The 12,491-nt window shown below is 38.7% G+C and carries 10 protein-coding genes and 1 pseudogene; 9 read left to right on the top strand and 2 right to left on the bottom strand.

What is annotated here, in order from left to right; genetic code table 11:
- Positions 1–543 precede the first annotated feature (543 nt).
- Positions 544–682: pseudogene (locus AYJ08_RS24840) on the top strand (GNAT family N-acetyltransferase); the annotation flags it as partial.
- A gap of 268 nt (positions 683–950) precedes the next feature.
- Here the strand turns inward: AYJ08_RS24840 and AYJ08_RS03415 are convergent.
- The gene (locus AYJ08_RS03415; RefSeq protein WP_064016594.1) at positions 951–2,957 is read right to left on the bottom strand and encodes a serine hydrolase domain-containing protein; all 2,007 of its coding nucleotides are present in this window, start codon (positions 2,955–2,957) and stop codon (positions 951–953) included.
- Between the two features lie 283 nt (positions 2,958–3,240).
- Here AYJ08_RS03415 and AYJ08_RS03420 point away from each other — a divergent pair, with 283 nt between their 5' ends.
- The 6 genes from AYJ08_RS03420 (at position 3,241) to AYJ08_RS23285 (ending at position 9,241) form a co-directional block, all read left to right on the top strand.
- A complete protein-coding gene (locus AYJ08_RS03420) occupies positions 3,241–3,819 on the top strand; it encodes a sensor domain-containing protein (RefSeq protein ID WP_064016595.1) in 579 nt (192 codons plus the stop codon).
- Positions 3,820–3,823: 4 nt separating this feature from the next.
- The gene (locus AYJ08_RS03425) at positions 3,824–5,614 is read left to right on the top strand and encodes a helix-turn-helix transcriptional regulator (protein ID WP_064016596.1); all 1,791 of its coding nucleotides are present in this window, start codon (positions 3,824–3,826) and stop codon (positions 5,612–5,614) included.
- Between the two features lie 482 nt (positions 5,615–6,096).
- Entirely contained in the window at positions 6,097–7,092 is a 996-nt protein-coding gene (locus AYJ08_RS03430) for a DUF2167 domain-containing protein (protein ID WP_064016597.1), read from the top strand.
- Positions 7,093–7,391: 299 nt separating this feature from the next.
- A complete protein-coding gene (locus AYJ08_RS03435) occupies positions 7,392–7,616 on the top strand; it encodes a hypothetical protein (RefSeq protein ID WP_064016598.1) in 225 nt (74 codons plus the stop codon).
- A gap of 195 nt (positions 7,617–7,811) precedes the next feature.
- The gene (locus tag AYJ08_RS03440) at positions 7,812–8,735 is read left to right on the top strand and encodes a hypothetical protein (protein ID WP_064016599.1); all 924 of its coding nucleotides are present in this window, start codon (positions 7,812–7,814) and stop codon (positions 8,733–8,735) included.
- Positions 8,736–9,022: 287 nt separating this feature from the next.
- Positions 9,023–9,241 carry a hypothetical protein gene (locus AYJ08_RS23285; RefSeq protein WP_157452775.1) on the top strand — a complete coding sequence of 73 codons (219 nt, stop codon included), beginning with the start codon at positions 9,023–9,025 and terminating at the stop codon, positions 9,239–9,241.
- 296 nt (positions 9,242–9,537) lie between these two features.
- On the opposite strand, the gene AYJ08_RS03450 is transcribed toward AYJ08_RS23285, so the two are convergent.
- Positions 9,538–10,974, bottom strand: a complete 1,437-nt coding sequence (locus tag AYJ08_RS03450) for a 4-hydroxyphenylacetate 3-hydroxylase family protein (protein WP_064016600.1) — start codon at positions 10,972–10,974, stop codon at positions 9,538–9,540.
- Between the two features lie 133 nt (positions 10,975–11,107).
- On the opposite strand from AYJ08_RS03450, the gene AYJ08_RS03455 reads away from it, so the two are divergent.
- On the top strand, positions 11,108–11,368 hold the full coding sequence (locus AYJ08_RS03455; RefSeq protein WP_064016601.1) for a hypothetical protein: 261 nt from the start codon (positions 11,108–11,110) through the stop codon (positions 11,366–11,368).
- Positions 11,369–11,656 (top strand): hypothetical protein, encoded by a 288-nt coding sequence (locus tag AYJ08_RS03460; RefSeq protein ID WP_064016602.1) that lies wholly within the window; start codon positions 11,369–11,371, stop codon positions 11,654–11,656.
- Positions 11,657–12,491 lie beyond the last annotated feature (835 nt).

Raw genomic sequence — 12,491 nt, forward strand, 5'->3', positions numbered from 1 at the left:
TTTATGTAGGGGAAGAGTTGTATAAACAAAGGAAAAAAACTAGAGGAACTGGAGGCGATAAAGTAGGACATAAAGGAGATGTATGGAAATTGAATGATAGAAAAGGAAATAGAATTGCTTCTTTGACGAAAGAGGGGAAAATTGTTGGACAGTAAGAGTTTTGTAACGTTCCAAGACTACATTTCATATTATGCCATTGACATGGATTATCTAAAACAGGGTTGTGATGAACCTGAAGATTGGGATACGGATATTCTATTTGTTGATATGTGGGGTAAGTTTGATATTCAATATACGAATAAAATGTATAGAATCAACCGATTCCCTACATTAATTCAAAATTGGGATAAATATAATTGAACTGCACCCCAATTGTTAGACACACCCAACAGTTGGAGGTGCAGTTTTCTCTATGGATAAATTTACATAATGCTTATTATCAGGACTTAATAAAGCCCGTCTATGGTGCCTCTTTGTTTGCACTCTCTTCATTTTCCTCGTTCAGTTGATAAAATGATAGAATAGGTATAGGTAGAGGAACAATTGGAAGAAGATGAATTCCGTTTTATTGCAGTTGATAGAGATAATAATATCGTTGGCATGATTGAAACATTTGATTGTGATCGGAAAAATGCTACCTTCGAATTATTTGGCGATATTTGAACCATATAGAGGCAAAGGGTTGGTTCTATTAATCCAGAAATTGTCTTAGCGTGGGTTTTCTGCTAGGAACCCATATATAATTATTTTCTACTTTGCCCCGGTTGTAAGAACATTGGTACTACCCCTTGTAACTCATCAGACAATGAAACAGGCATACAAAAACCGCCATTCTTTGTTATAATTCTACAGAAAGAACAGGGTATTTTTTTCGTTTTATGGGTACGATTTTTCTTTACTAATGGGACACTACCCCTAAATGTTTGTCATGATTCATGTTTGGATGAATGTTACTTTTGTTTAATAGGCAGAGCATGATAGCCAAAAGCCAAATCGAGCAGGGCGCTCGCTTCTTGACGCAGCAATAAATCCTTTGGACGGAAGGTAAAGGAGCCGTCAGGGTTGATGGTGGTGTCCGGATCTACGATTCCTTGTGAGGCAAGTGCTTGAATGGATTGCACCGCCCAAGCATCCGCAGCATCAAGCAATGTTACTTGATTGGCTTGGTCAGGTTGAATCTGCTTCAAGTTTTGAATCATGGTTGCTGCGACCTGTCTGGTAATCGGAGTCGCACGGTCATATCCTGGTATACCCTCTATAAATTGTTTCTTGGCCATTTTGGCGTCGTCTGGGAAATTGCTCCATCCATGTGCAAGCAACAAGGCATCAGCAAATTCTCCTTGTGTCATGGTGCCCATCGGATCAAATAGATTGCCTGCTTTTGCATTCATGATATCTAAAGAATAAAGATTGTCGATGTGTCTTCTATAGGTACTCTTTTGCGGGACGTCAGCAAAAGGCGGTTTGATATTGATTTTCTGGGAATGAGCGATAAAGTTTACGTCTTTAGGATTGGTGTAATAAAAATACGCGATTTCTCCAGCCATGTTTTTTTTGAAAGCAACCTTATTTCCTACCGAATCCTCAAACAACAACGGATGAATCATTTTGAGGACTTGTTTGCCAGTTTTTTTATCTTCCATGACCAACGCCCCATTCTCATAGGTAAAGTGGGTACGAGTCGTAAATAAACGTGTGTTTTGGTACAAGCCCAAGTATTTTTGAGCTTCTTTTTCCTCTAACGGGAGATAAATTGGTTTCTCCACCTTGTGAGCAGGGAAATAGTGATCCATGAACGCATCGTACACCTCTAGACTCATCATGGAATCATTATTGTAAGACATGAAAAATGCGGTTTTCTGTTCAGGCACCAAAACCATCAATGAAGAATGTCCTGGCATGTTTCCGCCTTTTAATACCACGTGTTGACCGTTGGCAAGGTCGTTGAAATACGTCTCAAATCCAACTGTCGCAATAGGAATCGTCTTATCTGCGAAAACCTGGTAGGTATGCATCATATCCATGCTTTTTTTACTTACGATTTCTTTACCTCCAACCTTTCCGTTCTGCAGCTGCATAATCATGTATTTTGACATGTCTTCTCCACTGGACAAAATACTTCCATGTGGTGCATCCGTTAGACCGTGCCCACTTGTTGGAATAGGATCGCCAGCGGGACCGTAATGTGTAGCCATTCTCTTGAGAAGGTCAGGCGTAAAGCGTACACTTGTAGACTTCATGCCTAATGGTTTAAAAATATTCTTTTCCATATATCGTGAGAAAGATGTGCCCGTAACGTTCTCCACTGCATATCCTGCGAGTGCAAATGCGAAATTGTCATACGTATAAGCCTCACCGGGCGGCCGTACCACCGTCGGCATATGATTAGAGAAAAACTCCTGCATTGATATATCTTGATTAATGTATTCAGGTCCGGTTATCGTGGTGATATCGGGAAAATCTACGCCGCTGGTATAGGTCAGCATATCAAACAGGGTAAGGGGTTTTCCTGTCTTATTGGCTATTTTCAATCCACCGAGATATTGTTGTACATCTTGATCTAGTTTAAGCTTTCCTTTATCGACTTGCTGCATCACGGCCAAGGCGGTAAACGTTTTCGAGACTGAAGCGATTTGGAAGACCGTGTCCTTGTTGACGGGAATCTTCTTTTCTTTATCTGCATAACCGTACCCTTTATTGACGACGACCTTTCCATCATGGACGACGACAAAACTTGAACCGTTCACATTGTACTTCTTCATTTTTTCCGTAAATAACGGATCAGCAAAAGATTCTACTTCTTTTGCGCTATTGAGAGCTTTCGTCATTTGGATATCGGTCGTGGATGTCGATAGTTTTGATTCTCCAACTTCTAATGATTGTTGGGAACACGCAGAAATCATGCTAGTAGAAATGAGCAGAAGTGCGAGGCTTAATTTATTCATTGCTTTTTTCATTTTCGAACTCTCCTTTGTTTGACTGAAATTTTCTTGTCAGCACAACGAGTTGTCAGCTCGTCAGTGTATGAACCGAGTCTAGCAAGCGGCAAGTCATAGCAGCTAGTGACCTTTCGTCATCTTCATATATCACATAAAAATAGAGCGTAGTACGGCTGGTTTTATAGTCATAAGCTGCAAATCATGACACTTAGACACTACCGTATGTGACAGACAAAAAGGTAGAATCGAAGGGCGGCTCATAACGTATTAGCAAAGAAAAGAAAGAGGAGGAGAGAATCGAATGACGAAAGAATCAGCTCAAAAAAGCTTGCAAGATTTCTATTTTTTGTTGTTTACCTTCGGCTTGGGTTTGTTTTACATTTGCTTCTATTTGGCCAGCATTACCTTTGCGTTGATGATGACGGTTATCTTCGTAGGTATTCCCTTGTTGGCGAGTGTGTTGCGAACAACTCATACGTTTGTCCAGTATGAACGCATTCAGACGAAGGTTTATACGGATATATCGAAAGAGCCAATCTTGCCAAGGACAAAGGATGGAGGGGATAAATGGATTGAAGCCAGAGAAGCAATTCTTAGTAGTAGCAATTGGAGGGCCATTTTTTGGCTTATGCAGAAAATTTTTATTAGGGTAATTAGTCTTATATGTGCCGTTATATTCTACGTAGTTCCACTCGCATTTATTGTTATACCGTTACTTTTTCAATATCTTGAGATATACATATTGGGAATCGCTGTGAATTCATGGGAGAAGGCTATATATGTCATGATCGCTGGGTGTATTATCGCCTGGATTGGAAACAGCTGTGTTCAAATAGTTGGAATATATACGCGTTTCATGTTCAAAGCTATTAAGGGGTGAAAATTTGTTTGCGACCTTGAAACAATGGTTCTGGTATGACTGGGTGTTGCTTTGTATACGTTTTGTCATCTGGCTCTCATTGATGTTAACTACTATCCAACACCAAGACCATTTGACTGTGCCCCTTTGGATTATCATTCTCTGGGAAGTCATCTCATTTTCAGTACCTTGGATTTGTTTAATGTTCAGTTATCGCTATTATCTGATTACTGAAATGGTTTTGTTTGGCGGAGTGTGCTTCTACTTAACCTTATTATTTCCGGCGGCGTATCTTGCTTTTTTAATGCCGACTTTCATGATTGCGGCAAATAGTGCCCATAAATCATACCGTTGGTCGGGTTCTATCACAATTGTTTTGTTTCCGTTGCTCATTGCAATATTTTCCTCCGGGATAGATCTATGGGTGATTATCCTACAAATCGGTCTGGCTTTTGCGATGGGATTTTCCTTTCATTTACTAGTTTTAAATTACCGCCAAAATGAAATTATTCGCAATCAGAAGCTTGTATTGGAACAGTACCTATCTCAGATTGGGCGGATTACTTTACTGGAGGAGCGCGATAGACTCTCTAAAGATTTACATAATACGATGGGGCATACCTATACCTCGATCATTATGGGGATGGAAATGTTGCGTACGGAATTAGCAACAAAAGATGGAGAGCAAAAACTCGACTCATTATTGCAATTGGCCCGTAACAGTATGGAGGGAGTGAGAGCGTATTTGCATGAAATAGATTCACCACAAGAATCGCTTCCCTTGACTGTTACTTTGCAACAAGTAGCAGAGGAGTTCCAGAAACATGCAAAAGTAAATGTACGCATTCGAATCATAGGGGAAGAGTACATGGTCTCCAAACAAGCAAAAATGACGTTGTATCGGAGCTTGCAGGAATCGCTGACTAATGCCGTGCGCCACGGACAATCCACCGAAATCATTGTGTCACTACATTTTGAGCCAGAGCAGACGAGATTGGATGTGCAGGATAATGGCTCCGGAGTGGAGGGGTGGAAGGATGGCTTCGGATTAACTACGATGAAAGAACGTGCAACACAGTTACAAGGGAGAGTTACTATATACTCCGAGAAAGGCGAAGGGACGCTTATCTCATGTGTGTTACCCAGACTAGCACAATTGTCCGATGAACGAATCCGCTTGTGTATCGTCGATAATCATTCGTTTATTCGAGAAAGTCTACATACAATCTTGGATGGACAGGAGGACTTGCAGGTAGTGGGGATGGCTGAGGATGGAGAACAGGCTGTAGAATTGTGCGGAAGCCTGAATCCAGATTTGGTAGTAATGGATTTGGAGATGCCCAATCAGGATGGGATTCGTGCGATCAAAATAATCAAGGAAAAATGGCCTAACATTCGCGTCCTCATCCTATCAACGTTTCAGGATACAGAAAGGGCGAAGGAAATCATGCGAAGCGGTGCTGACGGCTATTTGCTAAAATCTATAGAGACGCGTGAACTGGCTGAAATGATTCGCCTCGTCTATAGGGGAGGCACGATAATTGACCAAGATTTGTTCCGTAGAATGTGGGACGGAAATAATAAGGCAGAGTCAGTCGGATCGAAGTCAGGTGGAAAAAAGTATGGCTTAACGAAACGCGAACTAGACGTTTTGAATCTTTTATCTCAAGGAATCCGTTATAAAACAATTGCTTCGAAACTTTACTTATCAAACGGCACAGTAAGAAATTACGCCTCCACTCTCTATGACAAGCTGGGAGTCAACAATCGAGAAGAAGCCGTGCAAAAAGCAAGAGATACAGGATTACTTTCGTAAGGGGGAGTGCTGTGTCTATCAGGGGTGCGTGATTGATTTCATGTTTGCTCTCTCCACCTACAGAGTCAGGAACGATTTTTTTACTTGATTGCTCATATTTGAATTCAACAGCAAGGCCTTCCTTACAGCCTTATACGTATGGCAGCCCGTGATTGACGTTTAAATTATGAGCCTGCGTCATTTCCAGTAAGATTGGTACAATTGTTTCACATAAAATGACAAAAATCTACCTACTTAAGCCCTTTATGAATTGGTATACAAGTGTACACAGTCCGCTATTCAAAAAGAAAATAGATAGAGAATGAAAATGTAAAATGTATCCAAAGACTCTTGCGAAATATATATTAATCAGAATAATTCGGTTAGTTCCTGGATACCCATGACTTTCTGCTTAAATATTAACAACTTATATATCATTTACGAAATCAATTGTTAAGATTACGTTTGTATATCATACTAATTTTGACAATGGAGGCATCTAGGTGAAATCGAAAAGCATTTATTCCGTCATTCTTGTATTACTTATTGCCGTTTTTACCACTTCTGTCTATGCAGCAGAGAATCTAAAGTGGGTGAAAGGGGGGACAACCGTTCATGTAGGAGATCGTTTAGCTACTTTTAAAGTCCCTGATCAGCTCGCTTATTTGAACAAAGAAGATACAATCATGATCCAAAAACAATTCGGGAACTCTACATCGTCACGTGAAATTGCAAGTGTATATCCTACTTCGGATCAGGAAAATTGGTTCGTATTAATGGAATATGATGAAGTAGGACACATCATGGATGATGAGCAAAACAATATTGATAAAGATGCAATTCTGAAGAGTTATAAAGAGGGAACAGAAGAGCATAACAAAGAACGTAAGCCAGAAGAACAAATTCATGTAGTAGGCTGGGATGTGCCCCCTTCCTATGATGCAAAAACGCATACCCTGCAATGGTCAATGCTTGTCGAGGATAATAACAAAAATCCAATTATCAACTACAATTTGCAAATGTTGACAAGAAAAGGATATGTTTCGTTTATTCTTGTATCTGATCCAGCAACGCTAGCGAAGGATAAAAAGACCTTAACGGAGCAAATTGTGCCTCAGTTCAAGTTGGTAGAAGGAAATCGATACGACGATTATGATGCGTCTACAGATAAGCTAGCTGACTATGGCTTGACAGGACTTGTTCTAGGTGGTTTAGGCTTAGCTGTCGCTAAAAAAGTAGGTTTTCTTGCACTTATTTTAGTATTTTTGAAAAAAGCATGGATTGTTGTGGTTCTCGTATTAGGCGGTATCTTTAAAATGGTCATGAACATCTTCAAAAAGAAAAAGAACCATGGGGAAACATCCGGTGATATGGATACGGCGACTAATCCTACCTCTTCAATTGAGCAAGCTCCAGTAGTAGAATCAACTGAATCATCGGCTCCTTCTAATCAAACTGATTCGACATCTGCTTCAAACGATAATTCCAAAACGTTATAAATAGTAGAACCATCTTGGGTAACCGAGGTGGTTTTTAATTTCTTATAAGAACCGTATGTAAGTAGTAGAAAGAAGTAGAAATAAATAGTAGTCCAAATATAATAAACAGGTGTTAATTTACTAGGTTTTCGGTACGGAATCGATAGTAAGCAAAGCATAAGATTGATCCACTGCTTTATCTTTTCATAGATAATGAATACCGATCTGTCCTATGGTAAAAATACTCATGCATGTTGCTTTGCTAAAAGGTGAAAAACGTTAAATAAATGCATATTTTGCGACGAATGGAGGAGGAAAGCATGGTCGAAAATCAATATACGGGTATTGTAGAAGACGGAGAGCTTTACGTTAATCAGGGAGAACAACATCATTGTCATTGCGTACGATTAACTAGAATACCTGTACAAGCTGGACAATCTCCAGAAAGTGCCCAAATTGACCTGTCCAGCTACGAAGGACAAACGATTACGGTTCGTGGAAAAGAAAATGGTTGCTGGATTTTCTCTGCTGAGATTATGCAGTGAGTAGAAGTATAACTGCTTACAATTGAATCTATGCAAGCATGTGGTGCTTCCGGTGGTTGACTGGGGGACTTATTTTTGGCTAATTTGTCCCCAAAATAAATACGGCAGCTTGTTCAAAAAAATAAAAGAATAAGTAGAAAGCAAGAAGGAGAATCTATTGATGAAAAAAATGAGCTGTTAAGGAGGGGCGACAGGATGCCGTGGAATAACATCTGGCAAGCTGATATGGCTAACAATGGTTTACTACCGTTAATCAAAAATGTAAGTGAGGATCAAAAGAATGATTCTAAAGGATATGTCATTATAGATTTAAATCCCCGTTTAGGATGTAATAACCCCAATCATGAACCTAGCGAGAATCGAGAAGTAAATGTTCTTACTAATGTTGTTATTCCTTCCCATAAAAAGAAATCCTATGAATTATATGAAAAACTGACTGATAATTATAATATGAAGCTTGGAGAAGAAGAACAATTCGATCCCATCGAACTTGATGAAATCAACACATTTTTACAATACGTAATCAGCACAGAACCTATGCAAATAGCAAGAGAACATGTGATGAATCATAACGGCAATCATACTATTTCATCTGATGCTGAATGGATAAAATTATTGTATGATATATGGTTTGAACCCCGTCGAAGAGGCACTACCTCTGCTTTTGAGCATATTTTTCTTGGTGAGGAAGGATTAAAGGATGGGGAAATAATCTTAGATGGACATCATTTTTGGTATCATTACTATCTAAAAGATGGCCCCTTTGAAATCACACATCAGGAAGATGTCATTTACTTCCTTACACATTTTGAGCTGCAACGATCAGAAAGAAGTAGGCTGGGTGAGGTTATTACTATTACTTATAAATATGTAGAAGATACTCCAGAAAATGATGGACGAGTTTTATTCAAAAGAACAGGGGGATTCTTTGTAGGATTGAGCCCAGAAGGATTATTAGCGATGGGTACAGTCGCCTATATCAATGGAGAAGAAGAGCAAATGATCACCATTAACGATGAAACATATAAACTAATCACGGCTATAAAAACAGAAGAAGGTATTACTTTCCTGCGAACCTTCTATCCTAAGCTTCAAAATACGATTAGAGTTAGCTGTTAGTTCCATCAACCTTATCGCTAAAGAAACGTTCCATACTTCTATCAAATGACCAGCCTTCTTTGTTCTCATTATATGAGAATGCAGGGGCCTTTTTTTATGTTAAAAAGAAAAAAGTAAGGAATTCGATACGAAACTTGTATTACATAAAGAGATGGAAGTTACTATGGTTAAGAAGGCGCTTCCCTCCAAAATTTATTGGATGGATTAGGCATAGCCCGTCAAGCCTGTATGATACGTATGGAACAAAAAGAGATCTCTTTATTTCAGCGGTGAAACATTACACGAATGTGAAAACTGCAACCGTCATTTCCTATTTGGAATGCCCAGGTCTGGTGAAGGAAATCATCGCAGAAATCTTTCATGAAATTGTAGCTGTTCTGAAGGATGAAAAACGCTGCAAGGAATGTTTCATTATGCTTAGTGCCATTGATCAAGTCCCCATGATAGGAAAATTCCAGACTTTTTTAAGCGCGATATGGGAACGTTTAGAACAAGATTTTTATTAAGCGTTCGTTCGTGTCAAAGAACAAGGTGAACTAGGTAATTGTCCAGAAAACTTACTATCCCTTGCACGGTATTTGAAACATGCGCGATATTCATTAACCCCAAATTGCTAAATTAACCACCAACTACATAGGCTGCGAGGTACCGACTAGATTAAGTAAAAATTTCTTCCCATTTCCATTAGTCTTCTAAACGTTAAAGACCGACTTATTGCAAAAGATGGAGTAGCCGTTTATATGGAGCTAAATACTAGCAGAGCAGATTAATCAAGAACCTCCATTTCAATCTAGATTTGATTTTAATCATTCAGAAACTTTTTTAGCATGTTTTTTAACTTACATTTGTCATAGCTGATATATTGGTTAGCCATATTCCGGATCGGATCTCCAGCGTAGAACCTCTCATATAATTCATGCCGGGACCCTAGTGGACTCCCAATGATATCCCATGCCAACTTAAAGAGTTTTGTTTTTTGTTCAGCCGTAATATTAGTTCCTTTAAAATATTTTTTTAACAAATTAGATATCGGACTTTGAAGATCATCTATACGGGAAGGGATTTGTATGAATCCACCGGCACCAATGAGCTGTAAGATTTCGATTGCGCGTGGGTAATACTTAGCTCCTAGATTTCTTGCTGTTTCAATATATTTAAAATTAGGTAGATATGTTTTATGTTCATCAAAATCACCTTCTCTTTCGGAAGCCACTATGAGAGCTCTAATGGTTTCCACCTGCATAATGAGTTCTCCAAGCTTTTCTTGGACATGTAAATAGGATTCGGCACCAATCGCTTCGGCTATTTCACAAGCAATTGCTGTGACAAACTCTAACTTTATCAATAGTCGAACAATTGCTTGATGATAAGCTAAGCTATTGGATGCTGCATCTGATTTTAACTTCCATAGAGCCTCTGGGTTGTCATAAAGGAATACACGTTCCCAAGGCACAAATACATCATCAAAAATTAATAGTGCATCCATTTCATCGTATTTTGAGCTAATGGGGGCATTCCCTTGTTGTGAAAAATCAGTTGCAAACGACTCACGGCAAATCATATGCAAACCAGGAGAATTTGCTGCGACTGCGAGAAAGTGAGCTAAAGAACTCAATTCGCTTTTTAGCCTTGTTAACGGATAAATCAGTAGATCATGCGAGTAGGGTGATGCGGTTCCGATCATCTTGGCGCCACTTAAAAATATCCCATCAGCCGTTTTTTTTGTAACTCTTAATAACCCTAATTCATTTATATCTAATGAATGCTGGCTGGATCGATTAATTTGCGGGTCACGTTGAATAACACTTATGAAACGGTGTTGGTCTCTGGCTTCTTCATAGTAACTTGTTATTTTAGCGGGAAATTGAGGATCAAACATTTTATATGATTCACATGCTGAATACCATCCTGTTAATCGGGATCGAGCATAATCAGACAAGCGGCTCATCATCCCATCTGTAATGTGGCTCCATGTTTCAAAAGCAGTTCTTCTTTTTAAGATATCATCGTAAGACTTGGGTACTAAAAAAGCAGTATGAACCCATGTATTGGTTTTAGGACTTAGGTAGCCAACCAATTGCTGATGTGTAGGGTCATTGAACAAGTCATATAAATTAGAAATAGTGGCTAACGTACCGTGAAAGCTGTCATCTTTAGTGACATCAATTTGTTTTCCTTTTAACCAAACACTTCGTCCATCTTGTAAACTTTGTATGAAATGGTTTTTAAACTGATTCATAATAACCCCTTTCAACATGAACAAATGAGAAGCACAGCCAACCATATATTATATCTTATTAAGAAGAATGGATTTTTACGCCTTCATACTTCCCATAAATGAAAAGATGACTATGAATAGGAGTTCTTGCACAATGTGGATTAAAAGTCGAATTCATCATTTTATAGGCCTTCAGCTTGCAGACCCCCATACCTCCTGCTCTTTTATCTTCACGTTGCAGAACGCTACTGACTTAGCGTTTTTTTGTCTATTACCTATCCCTAAAATTGAAGGTTCATCAAAAGTAAATGAAGGAAAATTAGGGATACAGCAAGACAGCGTTGAAATAAGTTCAGATGCAATGAAAGCATACTCTTTAGCGTCTGGCTACGATCCAGAGGGCCCATGGCAGTAAATGAATGTTGCTGATTTTGGAATTACTTACCAAATTGATAAAAGAAGGGATGAAGGGATCATCCGTGTAAAGGTTGATTCTAACCTCCAAAAATTAATAAGAGACGATATCGATAACGTATATGACCTAGCTAAGAAACTAAGAAAAAAATATAAATCAGAAATGGGAGAGACGTTCGGGGCAGGTACTGGTTCTGTTGCAGCGGAAATTGTTTGTCACGCTGTTCCAGATAAAGCAGCAAGATTAGGCGAGAAAATTGTCGTCAACTATTCCAGGGGTTGGAAATGACATCATTCGGGCATTAAAAAGCTTTCGTTCACATACCGATATAGCAGATATAGGTGAAGACGATAGAGAACGTTTCTTTATGGATTATTTAGGTAGAAACTGGGATAATATTAATTACATATTTGGAGAAAAGAATCTTGCCATTAAGGAGGAAATAAAATGAAAAGAAAAAACGCACTGACCTCCTTTTGTATCGGATTACTGGTTGTAGGACTGATAACTGATCTTACACTCTATATTGGAATGTCCGATGGAATTAAACAGGGATTGAATGTGTGGAACGAGTTTATAAATAACTCAATCCTAGCAGTATGTATAGCGATAGCGGTAATTTTTTTAATTATGATGGCTTACATTAGAAGGAGTATAACCACTTCTTCGTCCTTGGCCTTTATTATAGTTTCATTAGCAGGGTTATTGTTGTTCATTAAAATGTATAACCAAGAAAACTATATGTTTATCGTACCAATCTGTATTTATCTTATTAACGTAATTTTGGGAGTCTTTTATCATATTAAAATGAAAAGGACTCTTGCCTGAATCACAATACAGCTTAAATTACGTTTCATTGCCTTATCTCATTTGGACTCTTAACCATTCAATAAGACACAAAAGTATTAGGGTGATACCTGCAAAGTTAATATTTTTCATTTTCTAGAACGCTAGTTACTAGCGTTCTTCAGCGTGCAGACCTCCATGCCTTTCGGTATTTTGTCTACACGCTGAAACAACAAATATTGTTGTTGAAGATTGATGATTCGTAAGAAATATATTATGATCCGGGTCCTGGTCAATATTATATGGGTGATATGAATGAAGGAGCAACGTATATACA

This window comes from Brevibacillus sp. SKDU10, from assembly GCF_001645205.1.
GTDB lineage: Bacteria > Bacillota > Bacilli > Brevibacillales > Brevibacillaceae > Brevibacillus_B > Brevibacillus_B halotolerans.

Coding starts and splice junctions, on each gene's coding strand:
- AYJ08_RS03415 (WP_064016594.1), bottom strand. CDS start 2,957: ATGAAAAAAGCAATGAATAAATTAAGCCTCGCACTTCTGCTCATTTCT.
- AYJ08_RS03420 (WP_064016595.1), top strand. CDS start 3,241: ATGACGAAAGAATCAGCTCAAAAAAGCTTGCAAGATTTCTATTTTTTG.
- AYJ08_RS03435 (WP_064016598.1), top strand. CDS start 7,392: ATGGTCGAAAATCAATATACGGGTATTGTAGAAGACGGAGAGCTTTAC.
- AYJ08_RS03440 (WP_064016599.1), top strand. CDS start 7,812: ATGCCGTGGAATAACATCTGGCAAGCTGATATGGCTAACAATGGTTTA.
- AYJ08_RS03450 (WP_064016600.1), bottom strand. CDS start 10,974: ATGAATCAGTTTAAAAACCATTTCATACAAAGTTTACAAGATGGACGA.
- AYJ08_RS03455 (WP_064016601.1), top strand. CDS start 11,108: ATGTGGATTAAAAGTCGAATTCATCATTTTATAGGCCTTCAGCTTGCA.
- AYJ08_RS03460 (WP_064016602.1), top strand. CDS start 11,369: ATGAATGTTGCTGATTTTGGAATTACTTACCAAATTGATAAAAGAAGG.